The 18,803-nt window shown below is 73.3% G+C and carries 14 protein-coding genes; all 14 read right to left on the bottom strand.

Annotated elements, in window-relative coordinates:
• Nucleotides 1-4: 4 nt before the first annotated feature.
• Nucleotides 5-481, bottom strand: coding sequence for a (2Fe-2S)-binding protein (locus tag M0638_RS08915; protein ID WP_248666624.1), 477 nt, complete (start codon nt 479-481; stop codon nt 5-7).
• On the bottom strand, nt 478-1,305 hold the full coding sequence (locus tag M0638_RS08910) for an FAD binding domain-containing protein (protein WP_248666623.1): 828 nt from the start codon (nt 1,303-1,305) through the stop codon (nt 478-480). Before M0638_RS08910 ends, M0638_RS08915 begins: the two co-directional genes overlap by 4 nt.
• Nucleotides 1,302-3,659, bottom strand: a complete 2,358-nt coding sequence (locus tag M0638_RS08905) for a xanthine dehydrogenase family protein molybdopterin-binding subunit (RefSeq protein WP_248666622.1) — start codon at nt 3,657-3,659, stop codon at nt 1,302-1,304. Before M0638_RS08905 ends, M0638_RS08910 begins: the two co-directional genes overlap by 4 nt.
• A gap of 4 nt (nt 3,660-3,663) precedes the next feature.
• Nucleotides 3,664-4,881 carry an FAD-dependent oxidoreductase gene (locus M0638_RS08900; RefSeq protein ID WP_248666621.1) on the bottom strand — a complete coding sequence of 406 codons (1,218 nt, stop codon included), beginning with the start codon at nt 4,879-4,881 and terminating at the stop codon, nt 3,664-3,666.
• Nucleotides 4,882-4,993: 112 nt separating this feature from the next.
• Nucleotides 4,994-6,199 (bottom strand): FAD-dependent monooxygenase, encoded by a 1,206-nt coding sequence (locus tag M0638_RS08895; protein WP_248666620.1) that lies wholly within the window; start codon nt 6,197-6,199, stop codon nt 4,994-4,996.
• Between the two features lie 63 nt (nt 6,200-6,262).
• Nucleotides 6,263-7,210, bottom strand: coding sequence for an ABC transporter permease (locus M0638_RS08890; RefSeq protein ID WP_248666619.1), 948 nt, complete (start codon nt 7,208-7,210; stop codon nt 6,263-6,265).
• A gap of 103 nt (nt 7,211-7,313) precedes the next feature.
• Entirely contained in the window at nt 7,314-8,123 is an 810-nt protein-coding gene (locus M0638_RS08885) for an ABC transporter ATP-binding protein (RefSeq protein WP_248666618.1), read from the bottom strand.
• The gene (locus M0638_RS08880; protein WP_248666617.1) at nt 8,110-9,144 is read right to left on the bottom strand and encodes an ABC transporter substrate-binding protein; all 1,035 of its coding nucleotides are present in this window, start codon (nt 9,142-9,144) and stop codon (nt 8,110-8,112) included. Before M0638_RS08880 ends, M0638_RS08885 begins: the two co-directional genes overlap by 14 nt.
• Nucleotides 9,145-9,470: 326 nt before the next feature.
• On the bottom strand, nt 9,471-10,940 hold the full coding sequence (locus M0638_RS08875) for a sensor histidine kinase (RefSeq protein WP_248666616.1): 1,470 nt from the start codon (nt 10,938-10,940) through the stop codon (nt 9,471-9,473).
• A 30-nt stretch (nt 10,941-10,970) separates the two neighbouring features.
• A complete protein-coding gene (locus M0638_RS08870) occupies nt 10,971-12,074 on the bottom strand; it encodes an FIST signal transduction protein (protein WP_248666615.1) in 1,104 nt (367 codons plus the stop codon).
• Between the two features lie 331 nt (nt 12,075-12,405).
• Complete coding sequence (locus tag M0638_RS08865; protein ID WP_248666614.1) at nt 12,406-13,587, bottom strand: fatty acid desaturase family protein; 1,182 nt, start codon at nt 13,585-13,587, stop codon at nt 12,406-12,408.
• Between the two features lie 661 nt (nt 13,588-14,248).
• Complete coding sequence (gene gcvP, locus M0638_RS08860) at nt 14,249-17,167, bottom strand: aminomethyl-transferring glycine dehydrogenase (RefSeq protein WP_248666613.1); 2,919 nt, start codon at nt 17,165-17,167, stop codon at nt 14,249-14,251.
• Complete coding sequence (gcvH, locus tag M0638_RS08855; protein ID WP_248666612.1) at nt 17,164-17,541, bottom strand: glycine cleavage system protein GcvH; 378 nt, start codon at nt 17,539-17,541, stop codon at nt 17,164-17,166. The genes gcvP and gcvH overlap by 4 nt, the downstream gene beginning before the upstream one ends.
• A 78-nt stretch (nt 17,542-17,619) precedes the next feature.
• Nucleotides 17,620-18,801, bottom strand: a complete 1,182-nt coding sequence (gene gcvT / locus M0638_RS08850; protein WP_345893012.1) for a glycine cleavage system aminomethyltransferase GcvT — start codon at nt 18,799-18,801, stop codon at nt 17,620-17,622.
• Between the last annotated feature and the right edge of the window lie 2 nt (nt 18,802-18,803).

The following is an 18,803-nucleotide window of genomic DNA, read 5'->3' as shown; positions in this document are numbered from 1 at the left end:
CGGGTCAGCTCGGTTGGTTGGCCAGCTCGGCGCCGGCGCGCCGGATCGCCTCGACGATGCCGACATAGCCGGTGCAGCGGCAGATCTGCCCCGCCAGCTCGCGGCGTATGGTGGCCTCGTCGGGGGCGGGGAAACGTCGGAGGATGTCGCGCGCCGTCACCAGCATGCCCGGCGTGCAGTAGCCGCATTGCAGTGCGTGCGCCTCGTGGAAGTGGCGGCGCAGCAGCACGGTGAGCGGGTCGTCGCGCAGCCCCTCGATGCTGCGCACGTCGCAGCCATCCGCGCGCACGGCGAGATGGATGCAGGAACGCGCCGGCAGCCCGTCGATCAGCACGGTGCAGGCGCCGCAGGCGCCGTGCTCGCAGCCGAGATGCGTGCCGGTGAGGTCGCAGCCGTCGCGCAGGAAGTCGGCCAGGGTCTGGCGCGGCTCCACCTCGCGGTGTTGCGCGCGCCCGTTCAGGGTCAGGTTGATCCGGGTCATGCGCTGGTCGCCTGGGCGATGGCGCGCTGCACCGTGGCGAGGTGGCAGCGGCGGCGGTAGGAATCGGCATCCGGCTCGGCGGCCTCGATGTCGCCGAGCAGCGCATCGCGCAGCGTCGCCCCCGCCTCTCCACGCGCCAGGGCGGCGGCGGCGTGCGGCAGCAGGGCAGGGCGCGAGGTCGTGGCGCCGAGCACGATCCGCGGCGGCGCTCCGTCGCCGGGCAGCACCACGGCGCCGATGCTGTCCGCATAGGCCCCCTGCTTGCGCGCCAGCTTGCACCAGCCCCAGCGCGACGCGGCGCCGAGACGCGGCACGTCGAAGCCGAGCAGGATCTCGCCCGCTTCCAGCGCCGTCGTATAGGCGCCGAGCAGCAGCGCCTCCAGCGGCAGGCGCCGCTCGCCATCCGGCCCGGCGATGATCGCCACGGCATCGAGCGCGAGCAGGCAGGCGGGCCAGTCGGCGGCCGGATCGGCGAGCGCCACGGCGCCGCCGATCGTGCCGAAATTGCGCACGGCGCGATAGGCGATGCCGGCGGCGACACGGCGCAGCATGCCGCGCGACGGATCGGCGACGACACCGTCCTCGATCGCCGCATGGGTGACGCCGGCGCCGATCCGTATCCGCGCCGCCGTCTCCGTCACCTCCCGCAGCCCCGGCAGCCGCGCCAGATCGACGAGCAGCGACGGCGCGGCGACGCGCAGCCCCAGCATCGGCAGCAGCGACTGGCCGCCGCCCAGCGCCATCGCGCCCTCCGTGCCGAGCAGCGCGGCGAACGCTTCCGGGAGCGTCGCAGGGCGCGCGTAGTCGAAGGCGGGCGGCTTCATGTCGGCACCTCCGCCGCTTCCAGCGCCGCCACGACGCGGCGCGGCGTGCAGGGCGTCTCGTTGAATTGCGCGCCGCTGTCGCGGAAGGCGTCGGCCAGCGCGTTGGCGATGGCGGCCGGCGGCGCGATGGCGCCGCCCTCGCCCATGCCCTTGATGCCGTACTCGGTGATCGCGGAGGGGGTCACGAAGTGCGAGATGCGCACGCGCGGCATCTCGGTGGCGCAGGGCATGTGGTAGTCGGCGAAGGTGGTGGCGAGGGGCTGGCCGGACTCGTCGTAGGGCACCTCCTCGTACAGCGCCGTGCCGATGCCCTGGATCACGCCGCCCGTCACCTGTCCGTCCACGATCAGCGGGTTGACCATCGTGCCGCAATCCTCGGCCACCACGTAGTCGAGCAGCTCGGTGCCGCCGGTCAGCGGATCGACCGCGACCAGCGCGGCATGCGTCGAGTAGGAGAAGGTGCCGGAGGAGTCGGCGGGCTCGTAGGTGGCGGTCGCCTCCAGCACCGGATCGACGCCGGGCGGCATCATCTCCTGCCGCACATGCGCGGCGCGGCCGATCTCGGCGAAGGACACCGCCGCGCCGGAGGGGCCGACCACGTGCCCGTCCTCCAGCCGCGTCTCGACGGGATCGGTCTGGATCAGATGGCCGCCGATGCGGCGTATCTTCTCGGCCAGGATGCGGCAGGAACGCGCCACAGCGCCGCCGGCGAAGACGGTGGAACGCGAGGCGAAGGTGCCGAAGCCGAACGGGCTGACCGCCGTGTCGCCGTGCCGCACCGCGATGCGCGCGGGGTCCAGCCGCAATTCCTGCGCCGCGATCTGCGACAGCGTCGTCTCCAGCCCCTGGCCGTGGTTCTGGATGCCGACCAGCACCTGCGCCGAGCCGTCCGGCAGCATCCGCACCGTGCAGGTCTCGTAGCTCGGCATCACGCGCGCGCCGCGCCGCGCCCATTCCTTCAGCCCGTGGCCGCTCTGCTCGGTGTAGAAGGCGAAGCCGACGCCGATGCGCCGCCCGTCCGGCTCGCCCGTGCGCTGGCGCGCGCGGATCGCGTCCAGCCCGATCGAGCGCGCCGCCTCGTCGAGCGAGGCCGGGTAGTCGCCATTGTCGAGCCGCATGCCGGCGGCGGTGACGTAGGGCATCTCGCCCGCGGTGACCATGTTGCGGCGGCGGATCTCGATCGGCTCCAGTCCCAGTTCGCGCGCCAGCTCGTCCGCCAGCCGCTCCATGGCGAAGCAGGCGCCGGGACGGGCGACGCCGCGATACGGACCCATCGGCGGCTTGTTGGTGGCGACGGTGTGGTTGCGCAGCGCGATGTGGCGGATCCGGTAGGGGCCGGTCAGGTTGCGCACCGCCATGCTCGCCTCGGCGAAGGCGCCGGTGGGCCAGAGCGGATAGGCACCGGCGTCGATGTACACGTCGCCTTCCAGCGCCAGCATGGTGCCGTCGCGGTCGGCGTACAGCGTCAGGTCGTACACATGCTCGCGTGCCTGCGGCGCCGCCATCAGATGCTCGCGCCGGTCCTCGATCCAGCGCACGGGATGGCCGCGTTTCAGCGCCAGGGCGCAGACGGCGATCTCCTCCGGCGTCAGCCGGTTCTTGCCGCCGAAGCCGCCGCCCACGTCGGGGGCGATGACGTGCACCTTGTGCTCGGAGATTCCGAGTGCCTGCGCGATGCCGAGGCGCATCACATGCGCGCCCTGCGTCGAGAGGTACACCACCAGCTCGTCCAGCCGGTGGTCCCAGTAGGCGAGCGCGGCGCGCCCCTCCAGCGGCACGATGGACTGCCGGTTCATCCGCAGCCGGCGCGTGATCCGCACCGGCGCCGTGGCGGCGACGGCGGCGGCGTCGCCCGCCCGCGCGCCGCTGGTGATGAAGGCGTTGTCCGGCCAGGCATCGTGGATGCGCGGGCTGTCCGGCGCCATGGCCAGCACCGCGTCGGTGACGGCGGGCAGCGCGTCGAGATCCAGCTCCACCAGCCCGGCGATGTCCTCGGCCTCGCCGCGCGTCGGCGCCACCACGGCGGCGATCGGCTGGCCGGCGAAGCAGACCCGATCCGTGGCGAGCACCGGATAGGCGACGTTGCGATAGCCCGGTATGTCCGGCCCGGCGGGCAGCGCCTGGAACGGCCCCAGCTCGTCGTGCGTGTAGACGCGTTCGGCCCATTCCGCCGGCCTGCGCAGCCCGCGCAGCGAGGCGTGCCCCATCGGGCTGCGCACGAAGCACGCATCCTCCAGCCCGGGCAGGCGGATGTCGGCGACGAACTGCCCCTTACCGATCAGGAAGCGCGCATCCTCGCGCCGCAGCAGGCTGGCGCCGATCCAGTCGCCCGGCGCGGGCTTCGTCTCCGCCATGAGGTCAGGCCACCGCGTTGGCGGTGTCGAGGCTGTCGATCAGCGAGGAGCGCCGCAGGAACGCCTTGTGCAGCGCCGGATCGGCGGCGGTGCGGCGCAGCCGGTCGAGATGCTCGCGCCGCTTCGCCGGATCTCGCTCGCTGAGCGACTGCTTGTTGGCGACCGACTGCGCCTGCACGAAATCGGTCTGCGCCTTCCGCCGCTGGCGGGTGTAGCGGTCGAGCGCCTCCATCCCCGCGCCGCCGTCGCGGATCGACTCCAGCTTCCCGGCGAGGTTCACCGCGTCGTGCAGGCCGCCATTCATGCCCATGCCGCCGATCGGGTTGTTGACATGGGCGGCGTCGCCGGCGAGCAGCACGCGGCCGAGGTTGAAGGTGGCCGCGACGCGCTGGTGCACCTTGTAGAGCGCATGGTAGGCGATCTCGTAGCCACCCTCGCGCGGCAGGAACTTCTGCAACCGTCGTTGCACGCCCTCGTGGCTGAGCGCCGCCTCGTCCGGCTCCTCGGGCGGCACGGGAAAGATGCCGCGCCAGATGCCCGGCTCGCCGGGCCCCTTCACCTTGAACAGGTTCAGCCACTCGTCGGGGTCGGAGAAGTAGTTGCGGGTGCAGTAGCCCTTGCCCGCCTCCAGGAAATCGTAGGTGGTGCCGATCTTGATGAAGCGCTCCGGCCAGGTGAAGCCCTCGAACTCGATGCCGGCGAGCTTGCGCACCGTGCTGCGGCCGCCATCGGCGCCGATCAGCCAGTTGGCCGTGAGCGTCTCCGTGCCGCCTTCCGTCTCCACCAGGGCGTGCACATGGTCGGTATCCTGGGTGAAGGAAAGCAGGCGCGTCGCGAAGCGCGTGGTCAGCAGGCCCGTCCCGGCCGCCTTGTCCAGCGCCGCCAGCACCAGCTTGTACTGCTCCCATTGCAGCACGAAGGGGTAGGGGACCTCGCCTTCCAGCATGCCGACGTCGAACTCGGCCACCAGCTCGCCGGTGATCCGGTCGCGGAAGTGGAACAGCGGCGAGAGCAGGCCGGTTTCCCAGGCCGCGTCGCGCAGGCCCATCGCCGCCAGCATCTCCACCGTCGGCGGATGCACCGTGGCGGCGCGCTGGTCCTCGACCGGGCCGGGCTCCGCCTCGATCAGCGTCACCGGGAAGCCGCGCTGGCACAGGGTCAATGCCATCACCGCCCCGACCGGACCGGCGCCGACGACCAAGACGTGGTCCTGCACTGCCATGCCGAAAAGCTCCCTCACGGCCTATTAGTAAGTATACACATCATTGACCGGCGTCGCGCAAGCGCTCTCTTGCGGGCGTCGATGCGGATGCCGTCCCGGCGGCGCGCCGCCGCTACGCCGCCTCGCGCAGCGGCGGCGCCGCGGTCGCGTCGTAGCTGTACACCCAGTTGGTCTGGATGCCGCTCCTGTGCGGGTTGATGAGGCTGCGGAACCAGTAGGAGACGTCGCGCCGAAGCTGCGCGATGGGCGAGGCGAGATGGTAGGTCCGCCCGCGCTCGCGCGATTCGAGCTGCACGCGCGCGGTGCGCGGCCGCCGCAGCGCCTCGTAGGCCCTGAGCGCCACCGTCGGATCCGCCTCGGCGGCGAGGCGGTCGGCCAGCACGTAGGCATCCTCGATCGCCATCGCCGCGCCCTGCGACAGGAAGGGCAGCATCGGGTGGGCCGCGTCGCCGAGCAGCGTGACCCGGCCCACCGACCATGCGGCCATCGGGTCGCGGTCGAACAGCCCCCACTTGAACACCGCGTCGGTGCGCGAGAACAGGGTCTGCAGGTTCTCGTGCCAGCCGGCGTAGCCCGCCGTCAGCTCGGCGCGGCTGCTGGGGACGTTCCAGGATTCCTGCACCCAGTCCTTGGTCTCCAGTACCGCCACGATGTTCACGGCGCGGCCGCCGCGAACGTAGTAGGTGACGACGTGGCCGTTCGGCCCCATCCAGAAGGAGGAGTCCGGGCTGACGAAATCGACCGGTCCGTCCACCGGCACCACGGCGCGCCAGCACATGTTGCCGGTGAAGCGCGGCGGCGCCTCGCCGAACAGGTCGCGGCGCACGGTGGAGTGGATGCCGTCGGCCCCCACGATCACGTCCGCCTCCGCCTCGCGGCCATCCTCGAAGCTGGCCACGGCGACGCCGCGCTCCTGCCGGATGCCGGTGCAGCGCGCCCCGAGGGTCGCGGCGTTCTCCGGCAGCAGCCCGACCAGGATGCGGTGCAGGTCGGCACGGTGGACGTGGAAGAATTCCGCGCCGTACAGCTTCGGGCACTCGTCCCGCAGCGGCGTGCGGAACATCACCCGCGCGGTGCGCCAGTTGCGGCCGACGATCGCCGCCGGCAGGAAGCTCGCGTCGCGCAGCGCCTCCCACTGCCCGAGCGCGCGGATCACCTTCACCGCGTTCGGCGTCATCTGGATGCCGGCGCCGACCTGGCCGAAGGCAGGAGCGCGCTCGTACAGCCGCGCCTCGATGCCGCGTTGCGCCAGGGCGCCGGCCAGCGCCGCGCCGCCGATGCCGCCGCCGATGATTCCCACGCGAAGCCTGCGCTGCACCGTCATCCTCCCGGGGGCGGCGCCGTGCCGCCGCCCTTCCTGTCCGTCCGCCGCCGGGCGGCGTCAGCCCGTCGCCTGGCGCGGGGCGGCGACGCCCGGCGGCCGCTCCGCGGCGGCTCCCGGCCGCCGCCCCGCGGCGGGATCAGGTTGCCGCTCCGCGGCGGGATCCGGTTGCCGCTCCGCGGCGGGGTCCAGTTGCCGCTCCGCGGCGGGATCGAGTTGCCGCTCCGCGGCGGCGGCCCGCGGCCGCTGCCGGCGCACCGAACGGTGCCGCCAGGGCATGGCGAGATGCTCCGCCAGGTCCACGGCGCCGATCAGCGCCACGCCCAGCACCGCGAGGATCGTCAGCGCCGCGAAGACGCGGGCGGTGTCGAAGGTCCCCTGCGCCGAGAGGATCACCTGCCCGAGCCCGTTCTGCGAGGAGACGAACTCGCCGACGATCGCGCCCACCAGCGCCAGCGCCATCGCCACCTTCAGCCCGGCGAACAGCGAGGGCAGCGCCGCGAACAGCTTGATCCGCAGCAGCACCTTCAGCCGCGAGCCGCGCAGCGCGCGGGCGAGGTCGAGCACGTCCGGATGCACCGAGCGCAGGCCGAGCGAGGCGTCGATCACCACCGCGAACACCGCCACCAGGAAGGCGATGGCGACCTTGGGCAGCGCGCCGGTGCCGAACCAGATCAGGAACAGCGGCGCGATCGCCACCTTCGGGATGCTGTTCAGCGCCACGAAGAGCGGGAAGAGCAGCCGGTCCAGCAGCGGCGATTCCGTGATCACCACGGCGAACAGGAAGCCGAGCACGGCGGCCAGCACGAAGCCGGCCAGCGTGACCATGGCGGTGTAGGCGGTCTGCTCCGCGTACCAGCCGGGGAAGGCGATCAGCTCCTCGTACACGGCGCTCGGCGCCGGCACCAGGAAGGAGGGGATGCGGAAGACGTCGACCGCCGCCTCCCACAGCAGCACGAAGGCCACCATGCCGATCGTCGGCAGCAGCAGGCCGCGCAGGGTACGCATGCCGGCCCCGCCCCGCATGCCCCCGCCCATGGAACTCGTGCCCGTGGAACTCGTGCCCGTGGAACCCTGGCTCATCGCGCGGCCTTCCCCATTCCCGCCCCACTCATTCCCGGATCAGCCCCATCGCCTCGAACTGGCTGCGGAAGCGGCGGGCATAGGCGCCGAATTCGGGTGTCTCGCGCAGGGCGAGGCGACGGTGCTCCGGCAGGTCGAGCGTCACGTCGTCCACCGGCCGGCCCGGGCGCGGCCCGAACAGGACGACCCGCGTCGAGAGGAACAGTGCCTCGGCGATGCTGTGGGTCACGAACACCACCGTCATCCGGTTGGCCTGCCAGAGCTTGCGCAGGTCGACGTTGAGCTGGTCGCGCGTCAGCGCGTCGAGCGCGCCGAAGGGCTCGTCCATCAGCAGCAGCGGCGGGCTCATCAGCAGGGCGCGGCAGATCGCCACGCGCTGGCGCATGCCGCCGGAGAGGGTGCGCGGATAGGCATGGACGAACTCGCCGAGCCCGACCATGCGCAGCAGCTCCAGCGCCCGCGCCGTGTGCCGCGCGCGCGGGGCGCCCGCGAATTCGGCCGGCAGAAGCACGTTGTCGAGCACGTCCAGCCAGTCGAGCAGCGCGTCCCGCTGCAGCGCGATGCCGAGCTCCGCCGGCGGGGCGGTGATCGGCACGCCCTCCAGCGTCAGCCGCCCGCCGGTCGGCCGGTCGAGCCCGGCGAGGCAGCGCAGGAAGGTGCTCTTGCCGCAGCCGCTCGGGCCGAGCAGGCTGACGAACTCGCCGCGCCGTATGTCGAGCGTCACGCCGTCGAGCGCCAGCGTGCCGCCCGGCCCGCCGAAGCGCTTGGCGACGCCGCTCGCGGAGATCAGGGGCGGGGCTGCCGGCGCGGCGCCGCCCGTCGCGTCAAGCGGCGCCACGGCCGACGGTCGCGATCAGGTCGCGGTCGAGCAGGTCGTTGGTGAAGTAGCTCGCCACCGGCTGCTGCGTCTCGATCAGCTTCGCGTCGGACAGCACGCGCAGCCCGGCCTCCCAGTCGGCCGTCGCCATGATCCCGAGCGGCTCGCCGCGGGTCGCATCGGTGGTTAGGAAGGTGCGGATCAGGTCGATCTGGGCGCGCACCACCCCGGGCGGCAGCTTGGCCTGGGCGCGCGCCGCCAGCACGGCCTGCACCGCCTCGTCCTCGTGGCCGTCGAAGATGTAGGTCCAGGCGCCGCTGATGACGCTGGCGAAGCGGCGCAGGGCGGGGCCGCGCTCGGCCATGTTGCGCTCGTTGGCGATCAGCCCGAAGCTCGGGAAGGTGAGGCCGTGGTCGGCGAAGCGGATCGCCATGGTGGGCTTCTGCGCGTTCACGATCGGCAGCAGCGAGGGCACCGAGGAGAACACGCCGTCCATCCGCCCGGCCAGCAGGACGCCCGGCTTGGCCGCCGCGTCGATCGCGATCAGCTCGACATCGGCACGGGTCAGGCGGCCGGCGGCGAGGAACTGGTCGAGGAAGGGAGTCTCCAGCGAGCCGTTGGTGAAGCCGAGCTTCTTGCCGCGCAGCCCCTGCACCGTGGTGGGCGAGCCCTGCGGCATCATCAGGCCGATGTCGTTCTGCCGGATGAAATTGGCGATCGCCTTCACCGGCGCGCCGCGGCTGCGCCCCATGGCCATCGGCCCGAGCGAGGCATGGCCGACATCGAACTGGCCGTTGCCGATGAGCTGCACGGTGGTCACCGAGCCGTTGCCGTCCTCCAGCCGCACGTCGAGGTCGTGCCGGGTGAACCAGCCCTTGGCGGCGGCGAGGTGGAAGGGGGCGTGGACGCCCCAGGGCAGCCAGTCCAGCCGGACCGAGAGCCGCTCGGCACCGGCGGCGCGGGCGAGACGCGGCGCGGCGAGGGCGGACAGGCCGAGCGCGGCCAGCAGCGGGCGTCGTTGGATCGGTCGAGCGGATGTCATGGGCTGGCCCCCTTGGCGCGGCCTCGGCCGCGGCGGCCGGGCCGCCGGCCGTGCCGGATCGCCGGGCCCGGATCGCAAGGACCATGCCAGACCGGGTCGTCCTCGTCGGCCGGCGCGGCGGAAGGCGGGCCGCATCACGGACCGACGCCGCCGCCCCGCGCCGGGCGCCGCCGCCCCGTGCCGCGGCTCCGGCCGGGCCGGTGCCGAAAAACCCGTCCGACGCTGCACATGTTGTCGGCATATCCGTGGTGCACCCACACATCGGCGGCGGCGCGGCGCGGGGCGTGCGTCCGGTCACGCGGCGGCGCCGGGCCGCCGCGCCGCGTTCAGCGCGCGGCGTCGCGCGGCGGCGCCGTCGGGCGGTCGGTGCCGATCACGAACAGCCCGGCGGGCAGCACGAGGCGGACCGTGGTGCCGGCGCCGGGGCGGCTCTCCAGCTCGAAGCCGATGCCGTGCGCCTCGGCCAGCCCCTTGGCGATCGGCAGGCCGAGCCCGGTGCCGCCGGCCCGGCGCTCCAGCACGTTGCCGGCCTGCTGGAACGGCTCCAGCACGCGCGGGATGTCCGCCTCGCTCATGCCGATCCCTTCGTCGCGCACCTCGATGCACAGCGCCGATGGCGTCGGGCCGCACGGCGCCGATGGCGCCGGGGCGCCGATCGCCGATGGCGCCGGGCCGCCGATCGCCGACGGCAGCTGCGGCGCCGACGGCGCCTGCTGCGCGGTGCGCAGCGACACGGTGCCGCCGGCATGGCTGAAACGCACGGCGTTGCTCAGCAGGTTGTCCAGGATCTGCCGGAACCGCACCCGGTCCACCCAGACCCAGATGCGCTCCGCCGGCACCGTGGGCACGACGGCGACCGCGCGGTCGGCGCCGACGCCGGAGGCCGCGCCGGCCGCCTCGGCCAGCAGGTAGGCGAGGTCCTCCCAGGCGCAGCTCAGCGCCACGCCGGCGCGCGACAGGCTGGAATAGTCGAGGATCTCGTTGATCAGCGAGAGCAGCTGGCGGGCGGAGCCGAGGATGTAGCTGTTGAACTCCTCGAACTGCTCCTCGGTCAGGCTGTAGCCGGAGCGCCGCGACATCATCTCCGAGAAGCCGATCACCGCGTTGAGCGGCGTCCGCAGCTCGTGGGTGAGGGTGGCGAGGAAGCGCGAGCGGGTGGAGCTCGCTTCCTCGGCCAGGAGCTTGGCCTTCATCAGGTCCGCCTCGGCCTGCTTGCGGACCAGCACGTCGATGTAGACCGAGAGCGCCCCCTCGACGAGCTCCTGGTCGCCCTCCTCGAAGGGGCGGCTGACATTGCCCTCGGTCTCGTTGCCGAGGATCAGCGCGTGGCCGGAGGCGGCGTCGTAGGCCCAGAGCACGTAGGGCAGGCGCAGGATGCTGGTCAGCTCGTAGACCGGCGGCTCGATGCGGGTGCGGGAGGTGGTGAAGAAGAAGGGCGGGGCGGAAGCGAGGCGGATGCGGGCGCCGACGGCGTCGTCGCCGAGGCCGAGCGCATGGGCGATGCGGAAGTCGCCGCTGCCGGGCACGAGCTCCTGCAGCAGCGCCGCGCGGTCGCACATGGCGTTGTCGACGATGATGTCGAGCATCAGCCGGCCGATCTCGCCCGGCGTGTAGCCGAGATGGATCAGGCGGTAGGCCTCGCGGAGCAGCTTGGCGACGGTGCGCGAGCGGCGTGCCTCGCGGTAGGCCTGGCTCTGCTCCTCCTGCAGCCGCAGCAGGCGGGAGCCGAGGACGTTGCACTCGCGGCGATAGTAGGCCAGCTCGCGGTCCTTCTGGGCTTCCTGGACGGCGTTCATGGCGGGCGGCGTCTGCGGCAGCTCGATCTCCTAACGCTCGCAGAGCACGGTCAGCACGCCCGTCCAGTCCAGCGGCCGTGCCTGGCCGCCGAAGGGTGCGACCTCGACGCCCGAGTAGAAGCCGAGGAAGGGCAGGTCGGGCGGCAGGCCGCGCAGCACCAGCTCCGCCTCCTCCGTCGGCGAGCCGGAGCGCGCGCTCGCGCGGCCGGCGCAGTCGATGTAGAGGCCGAACAGCGGGCTGCGCCGGCGGATCGCCGCGCCCAGGGCCTGCATGCCATCGCGCACCGATTCCAGCATCAGCAGGTTGTCGCGCCCCATGATCTGCACCATCGCGCCCGGCGTGAAGTCCGGCTCGAACAGCGTGACCGAGCCGGTCCGCGGATTGGCCTTCAGGATCAGACGGTTGACGTAGTCGTTCTCGTCGTAGGGCGCGTAGGGGTCGCCCTGCTTCTGCCCGAGCGTCGCGATCAGCGACAGGTCCTGCCCGCCCGGCGCCCCGAGCGAGACGCCCAGCATGCGCTCGATCACGTCGAGGGCGGGCTCGCCATCCAGCTCGAACACCTCGCTGCCCTCGATGCGGGTGATCCGCATGAAGGTGCTCACCGGCCGGCAGCCGTGCAGGATCACCGTCTCGGCCTCGACGCGCGGCGGGAAGACCAGCGCCAGCGCCAGGTGCTTGCGCACCTCCCGCCCGTCGAACACCCAGCCGTCGCCGAGGTTCATGTTGGTGAGCAGCCCGCCGCCGAGCAGGTGCACCCGATGCCCTGCCAGGCCCTGGTGGACGCCGCGCACGATCTCGCTGGCCGGGTGCAGCCGCAGCGGCGACTGGACGGCGACGCTGTCGAACAGCAGCAGCACGGCCGCGTCCTCGGCGGCCACGTCGCGGATGCCTTGGCCGAGGCGGCGCCCGGCCTCCTCCTCGCCGGGAAGGAGTTCGGCGATCAGCACCTCCGGCACCGGGTCGTCCGCCCCGAAGGCGAGGAGGCCGATCTCGAGGCCGCTGTACCCGTAGCCCGAACGCGTGATCGCGCCGGCCGCCGCGCCCCCGACGACGGGAACGTCGCCGAAGCGGTCCCGGAAGGCGGTGAGCACCAGGGCGGGGTCGAGCTTGCCGCCGCAGAAGACCAGCAACATCTGCGGTTTCATGGACCCGAGCATGGCGAGGCAACGCTGCACCGCGATGGATGCCTGCGTATGTCGGCCATAGCCTACTCCGACCATGCCGGAATCTCCCGGTGCGAGGACCGGTACCCTCCACCGGTTCGCCTCTTAGGGGGAATTGGCGGCCCAGGCAACATCAGGAGTTGCCTTGTGCGCCGGCCTGCATCCCGTTCGTGGCGGAGGGCGCGGCGCCACCGATGCCGGCTGCGCCCGTCTCCCCCGTCCCTCCCGGCGGCGCCGGAAAAGGGGCCCGCCGCCTCGCGGGGGGCGGGCGCGACCCGGATCGCGCCGCGCCCCCGTGCCATCAGGCGACGAGGCCCGGCGGGGTCGCCGCCAGCGTGCCGAGGTTGTGGTCCACGGCATGCAGCAGCCCCCAGTTCTCCGTGTAGTTCATCGGGAAGCCCGGCGAGCCGGCATCCTGGTCCAGCTGGCGTGCCTGGGCGTAGCTCGTCCACTTGCGGGATGCCGGCCGGCGATGATGGTAGTCGTGGCAGGGCGCGTCGCCCACCAGCACGAAGAGGCGCGCGAACAGCGTCACGGTCAGCATGTCGGCCCACCAGAGCGTCCAGGCCGCGAGGCCCCGCGCCGTGGCGGCGCTCGCCGCCGGCGGCATGGCGCCGGGGAACACGCCGATGGTCGAGGCGCAGACGAACGCCTTGCCCCGCGCGTGGATCAGCGCCTCGTCGGGGAAGCGGTGCTCGCAGAGGATGCGGAACACGGTCGCCACCTGCAGCAGCACCGTCACCGGCAGCACCCAGGCGACCAGCAGCCAGGTCAGGCTGCCGGTCGCGGCGGCGATGCCGAACAGGGCGGCCCAGAACGCCCAGCCCGGCAGGTCGTGCCGCAGGTCTCCCGACAGCAGCGCGGACTGGACGCGGCGCGAGAGGAAGCGGGCGTGGAAGCCGGGCGAGACCAGGCCGAGCGCCACGCGGCGCCAGAGCTCCCGCTTGCCGATGCCAGGTTCCAGCCGGCACATGCCGAACACGAAGCCGGTGAACTCGTCCTCCTCGGTCAGCAGCTTGTTGGCGGAATGGTGCAGCATGTGCTCGCGCTGGTAGTCGTCGAAGCGCTTGAACAGCAGGAAGGCCGAGATCAGCCGCCCGGCGCGCCGGTTGGCCTCGCGCGTGCGGAAGACCGTCCCGTGCGAGCAGTGGTGGAAGAGCACCACCTGGAACAGGCCGAGGCCGCAGCAGGTGGCGGTGAGTCCGAGGAAGACGGGCAGGAGGCCCGCCGCATGGCCGCTGGCGAGGCCGAGGCAGGTCAGGACGACCCCGCCCAGGATCCAGGCGAGCGCGCCGAACAGGAAGCTCCGCGGCGACCGCTGCCGCAACTCCTCGCCGGGGGCGGGCTTGGCGGTCAGCCAGGTCAGGAAGGGCTGAAGCCGCGCCGGCAACCTTTCGGCCATCAGGGCACGCGGATCCTGCCGAAGCGGCCGCGACGCGGCGATCTCGTCGCCGAGGACGAGGTCAGCGGAAAGATAGGTCATGAAACGTTCCTGGTTGTGGGCTGGATTGCTGGGCTGGTTATCTGGGCAGGGCATGCCTGCCGCCGCCCATACTTACGCAGCCGTGTCGGGACTATAGCCATCCATAATAATGAAATTTCATATTTTCGGCGCGTACATCGCCGCCCGCGGGATGCCGCGCGTCTACGGCGAACCGCAGTCCGGTTGGGACTGCGGTTCGCCGTGGCTCGTTGTTCCCGGCGCGGATTCACGCCGCCGGGCGTGTCCGCCCGTCGGCGATCCGCTCTGGGCATCGCCGACGCTTCCCGCCCGGCCCGGAGACAGGTCGCGCGGAACGCGTGGCCAGCGGGAGCCGATCAGGGCGTGCGCAGGCGGTGTCGGGGGCGGGCGTCGGGCCGCCGGCCGGGCGGGGTAGTCGGCACGCCCGCTTCGGTTCGCCGCTTCGGGGCGGCTTCAGGCTTCCGGGCGTGCCCGCCCGCCGACGATCCGCGCGGTTCGCGGAGGGCGGCCATCATGGGCGATGCCGGCGTCGGGTGGTCCCTCGCTCGACGGCCGAGGGAAGGGGCGGTGCCGTGGACGGCCGTGGCACGGCCGGCCGTCGGGACAGGAGCGGCGTGCCACGCCCCCCGTGAACCGGAAGGACCCGGCGCGCCCGTCCGCGGCGCGCCGGACCGTGCGGCCGCTACTCGGCCGCCTGGAGCTGCATCCGCTCCGCGTAGTCCTCCAGCGGCGCGCAATTGCAGACGAGGTTGCGGTCCCCGTACACGTTGTCCACGCGCTTCACCGGCGGCCAGTACTTGTGCGCCGCGACGAAGGGCAGCGGGAAGGCCGCCTGCTGCCGGCTGTAGGGATGCGTCCACTCCGCCGCCGTCACCTCGGCGGCGGTGTGCGGGGCGTTCTTCAGCGGGTTGTCGGCGCGGTCGCTGCGGCCCTGCTCGATCGCCCGTATCTCGGCGCGGATGGCGATCATCGCGTCGCAGAAGCGGTCCAGCTCGGCCCGGCTCTCGCTCTCGGTCGGCTCCACCATCAGCGTGCCGGCCACCGGCCAGGACATGGTGGGGGCGTGGAAGCCGTAGTCCTGCAGCCGCTTGGCGATGTCCTCCACCAGCACGCCGCCATTCTGCCCGAAGCCGCGGCAGTCGAGGATGCACTCGTGCGCCACCATGCCGCGCGTGCCCCGGTACAGCACCGGGAAGTGCTCGCCGAGCCGCCGCGCCACGTAGTTGGCGTTGAGGATCGCGACCTCGGTGGCCCGCTTCAGCCCTTCCGGCCCCATCATCCGGATGTAGGCGTAGGAGATCGGCAGGATCGAGGCCGAGCCGAAGGGGGCCGCGCTCACCGGCCCGTAGCCGGTCTCCGGCCCCGCATCCGCCCGCAGCGGGTGGTTCGGCAGGTGCGGCGCGAGATGCGCCGCGACGCCGATCGGCCCCACCCCCGGCCCGCCGCCGCCATGCGGGATGCAGAAGGTCTTGTGCAGGTTGAGGTGGCAGACATCGGCGCCGATCGCGGCCGGGCTGGTCAGCCCGAGCTGCGCGTTCATGTTGGCGCCGTCCATGTAGACCTGCCCGCCATGCTCGTGCACCAGCGCGCAGATCTCGCGGATGCCCTCCTCGAACACGCCGTGCGTCGAGGGGTAGGTGACCATCAGCGCCGCCAGCCGCCCCGCATGCTCGGCCGCCTTGGCCCGCAGGTCGGCGGGATCGACGTTGCCGTCGCGGTCGCAGGCCACCACCACCACCCGCATGCCCGCCATCGCCGCCGAGGCCGGGTTGGTGCCGTGCGCCGAGGCGGGGATCAGGCAGACGTCGCGCTGCCCCTCGCCGCGCGCGCGGTGCCAGGCGCGGATCGCCAGCAGCCCGGCATACTCGCCCTGGCTGCCGGCATTGGGCTGGAGCGACACGGCGGCGAAGCCGGTCACGGCGCAGAGCCAGGATTCCAGCCGCGTCAGCAGCGCGCGGTAGCCCTCGGTCTGCGCCGGCGGCGCGAAGGGGTGCAGCTCGGCGAAGCCCGGGAAGGTGACCGGGATCATCTCCGCCGTGGCGTTCAGCTTCATCGTGCAGGAGCCGAGCGGGATCATGCTGCGGTTCAGCGCGACGTCCCGGTCCTCCAGCCGCTTGAGGTAGCGGAGCATGGCGTGCTCCGAGCGGTGGCTGCCGAACACCTCGGCGGTGAGGAATTCGGAGCGGCGCAGCAGCGCCTCCGGCAGCCGTGCCGGCGGGTCCAGGGATTCCAGCGGCGGCGCCGGGACGCCAGCGCCGCCGGCGATGGCCTGCACCAGCCGGATCAGCTCGTCCCGCGTCACCGTCTCGTCCAGCGCCACCGCGACGCAGCCGGCATCGACGCGGCGCAGGTTGAAGCCGGCCGCCAGCGCCGCCTCCATGATCGCGCCGGCCCGGTCGCCCGCCTCGATCGCCACCGTGTCGAAGAAGCTGTCGTGCCGCAGCCCGAGCCCCATGGCGCGCGCCGCCTCGGCCAGCAGCGCCGCCTGGAGGTGGACCCGCCGCGCGATGCGCCGCAGCCCGTCCGGCCCGTGCCAGACGGCGAACATCGCGGCCATCACGGCGAGCAGCACCTGCGCCGTGCAGATGTTGCTCGTCGCCTTCTCGCGGCGGATGTGCTGCTCGCGCGTCTGCAGCGCGAGGCGCATCGCCGGCTGCCCGGCGGCATCGACCGAGACGCCGACCAGCCGCCCCGGCAGCAGCCGCTTGTGCGCCTCGCGCACCGCCATGTAGGCGGCGTGCGGGCCGCCGAAGCCCATCGGCACGCCGAAGCGCTGGGTGGAGCCGATGGCGATGTCGGCCCCCATCTCGCCCGGCGCGCGCAGCAGGCAGAGGGCGAGCGGGTCGGCCGCGACGATCGCCATCGCCCCGGCCGCGTGCGCCGCCTCGATCGCGGCCTGGAGGTCGCGCACCGCGCCGGTCGTGCCCGGGTACTGCAACAGCACGCCGAAGGGCCTGGCCGCCGCCGCCGTGGCGGCGATCCCGTCGGCCGGCAGCACCCGCACCTCGATGCCCACCGGCTCGGCGCGCGTCCGCAGCACGGCCAGCGTCTGCGGGTGCAGGTCGTCGGCGGCCAGCAGCACGCGGCCCTTGCCCTTGTGCGCGGCCTGCGCCAGCGCCATCGCCTCGGCCGCCGCCGTGCCCTCGTCCAGCAGCGAGGCGTTGGCGATCGGCAGCCCGGTCAGGTCCGCCACCATGGTCTGGAAGGTCAGCAGCGCCTCCAGCCGCCCCTGGGCGATCTCCGCCTGGTAGGGGGTGTAGGCGGTGTACCAGCCGGGATTCTCCAGCACGTTGCGCAGGATCACCGGCGGCACATGCGTGCCGTGATAGCCGAGGCCGATCAGCGACCGCTTCACCTGGTTGCGCGCGGCCAGCGCCCGCAATTCCGCGATGCAGTCCGCCTCGCCGACCGGCGCCGGCAGGTCGAGCGGCGCCCGGGTGCGGATCGCGTCCGGCACGGTACGCCCGGCCAGCTCCTCCAGGCTTCCGGCGCCGACCACCCGCAGCATGCCGGCGATCTCGGCCTCGGAGGGGCCGAGGTGGCGGGCGGCGAAGCCCGTGCCCTGCTCCAGCGCGGCCAGCTCGGCCAGGGCCCCGCTCATGCGCCGCTCTCCACGTGCGCGGCATAGGCCTCGGCATCGAGCAGCGCGTCGAAATCGGCCGGGTCGGCCGGCTCCATGCGGAAGAACCAGCCGCCCGTGCTCGGCTCGCGGTTGACCAGACCGGGGTCCTCCTCGATGGCGGCGTTCTTCTCGACCACCCGGCCGGTGAGCGGCGCGTACACGTCGGAGGCCGCCTTCACGCTCTCCACCACCGCCACCGCCTCGCCCAGCGTCACCGTGCGGCCGGGCTCGGGCAGCTCGACGAACACCAGGTCGCCGAGCGCGTTCTGCGCGTGGTCGGTGATGCCGATGACGGCGACGCCGTCCTCCAGCCGCACCCATTCATGGTCCTTGGTGTACCTGGTCTCGGCCATCGTCTCGTTTCCCTGGTCGGCTGTTCCGGTGGTGCGGGCGTCGCGGCGGAAGGGGGCGGAAGGGGAGGGGGCGGCGCGTCAGGCCCTGGCCCGGTGGTAGCGGTGCGGCACGAAGGGCAGCGGCGCCACCGCGGCCGGCAGCGACCTGCCGCGCACCGACAACGCAAGCGGCGTGCCGTCCGCGGCCTGCGCGCGCGCCACGTAGCCCATGGCGACCGGCCCGCCCGCCGAGGGGCCGAAGCCGCCCGAGGTCACCTCGCCGATCGTGGCGCCGATCGTGGCGCCGCCCGGCGCCGCCTGCACCGGCGTGTGCGCCCGCGCCGGCTGCCGCCCCTCGGGCCGGATGCCGACGCGCAGCCGCCGCGGCCCCTCGGCCAGTTCCGCCCGCACCCGTTCGGCACCGGGGAAGTCCCAGGCCGTGCGCCGGCGCTTGCCGATCGACCAGACCAGCGCGGCCTCCACCGGGCTGGTCGTCTCGTCGATGTCGCTGCCGTAGAGGCAGAGCCCCGCCTCCAGCCGCAGCGAATCCCGCGCCCCGAGCCCCGCCGGCAGCACGCCGGGCAGGGCTAGCAGGTCGCGCGCGAAGCCCTCGGCCTGCTCGCCCGGCACCGAGATCTCGAACCCGTCCTCGCCCGTGTAGCCGGAGCGGCTGACGATCGCCTCGACGCGCCCGAGGCGCAGCTCCGTCACGCCCATGAAGGGCAGCTCCGCCACCGCCGGCGCCGCCTCGGGCGCCAGCGTCGCCAGCGCCCCCGCCGCGCCCGGCCCCTGCAGCGCCAGCAGCGCCCGGTCCTCGCGCCGGCGCAGCCGCACGCCGGGCGGCAGGGCGGCGCCGATCCGCTCGAAGTCGTGCGCCTTGCGCGAAGCGTTGACCACGAGGAACAGCCGGTCCCCGTTCGCCGAGCCGGCGAGGTTGGTCACCATGAAGTCGTCGAGGATGCCGCCCTCCTCGCCCGTCAGCAGCGCGTAGCGCTGCCGGCCCGGGCGCAGGCCCAGCACGTCGGCCGGCGTCAGCCGCTCCAGCGCCGCCGCCGCCTGCTCCAGCCCGGCGGCGCAGGACAGCTCGCCCTGGCCCATGTGCGAGACATCGAACAGCGCCGCCCCGGCGCGGCAGTGCAGGTGCTCGGCCATGATGCCGGCCGGGTACTGCACCGGCATGGCGTAGCCCGCGAAGGGCACCATGCGGGCGCCCAGCTCGCGGTGCAGCGCGGCGAGCGGGGTTTCCCGCAATTCCTCGGTCGGAACCTGTTCCTCGGCCACGA

The organism is Roseomonas acroporae (assembly GCF_023223525.1).
GTDB classification, from domain to species: Bacteria; Pseudomonadota; Alphaproteobacteria; order Acetobacterales; family Acetobacteraceae; genus Roseomonas_E; species Roseomonas_E acroporae.
This window is presented reverse-complemented; position numbering and strand designations above follow the sequence as displayed.

What these genes read in the sequence shown, in the direction of transcription:
- M0638_RS08915 (WP_248666624.1), bottom strand. Translation starts at nt 481, where the DNA reads ATGACCCGGATCAACCTGACCCTGAACGGGCGCGCGCAACACCGCGAG.
- M0638_RS08910 (WP_248666623.1), bottom strand. Translation starts at nt 1,305, where the DNA reads ATGAAGCCGCCCGCCTTCGACTACGCGCGCCCTGCGACGCTCCCGGAA.
- M0638_RS08905 (WP_248666622.1), bottom strand. Translation starts at nt 3,659, where the DNA reads ATGGCGGAGACGAAGCCCGCGCCGGGCGACTGGATCGGCGCCAGCCTG.
- M0638_RS08900 (WP_248666621.1), bottom strand. Translation starts at nt 4,881, where the DNA reads ATGGCAGTGCAGGACCACGTCTTGGTCGTCGGCGCCGGTCCGGTCGGG.
- M0638_RS08890 (WP_248666619.1), bottom strand. Translation starts at nt 7,210, where the DNA reads ATGCGTACCCTGCGCGGCCTGCTGCTGCCGACGATCGGCATGGTGGCC.
- M0638_RS08880 (WP_248666617.1), bottom strand. Translation starts at nt 9,144, where the DNA reads ATGACATCCGCTCGACCGATCCAACGACGCCCGCTGCTGGCCGCGCTC.
- M0638_RS08875 (WP_248666616.1), bottom strand. Translation starts at nt 10,940, where the DNA reads ATGAACGCCGTCCAGGAAGCCCAGAAGGACCGCGAGCTGGCCTACTAT.
- M0638_RS08870 (WP_248666615.1), bottom strand. Translation starts at nt 12,074, where the DNA reads ATGTTGCTGGTCTTCTGCGGCGGCAAGCTCGACCCCGCCCTGGTGCTC.
- M0638_RS08865 (WP_248666614.1), bottom strand. Translation starts at nt 13,587, where the DNA reads ATGACCTATCTTTCCGCTGACCTCGTCCTCGGCGACGAGATCGCCGCG.
- gcvP (WP_248666613.1), bottom strand. Translation starts at nt 17,167, where the DNA reads ATGAGCGGGGCCCTGGCCGAGCTGGCCGCGCTGGAGCAGGGCACGGGC.
- gcvH (WP_248666612.1), bottom strand. Translation starts at nt 17,541, where the DNA reads ATGGCCGAGACCAGGTACACCAAGGACCATGAATGGGTGCGGCTGGAG.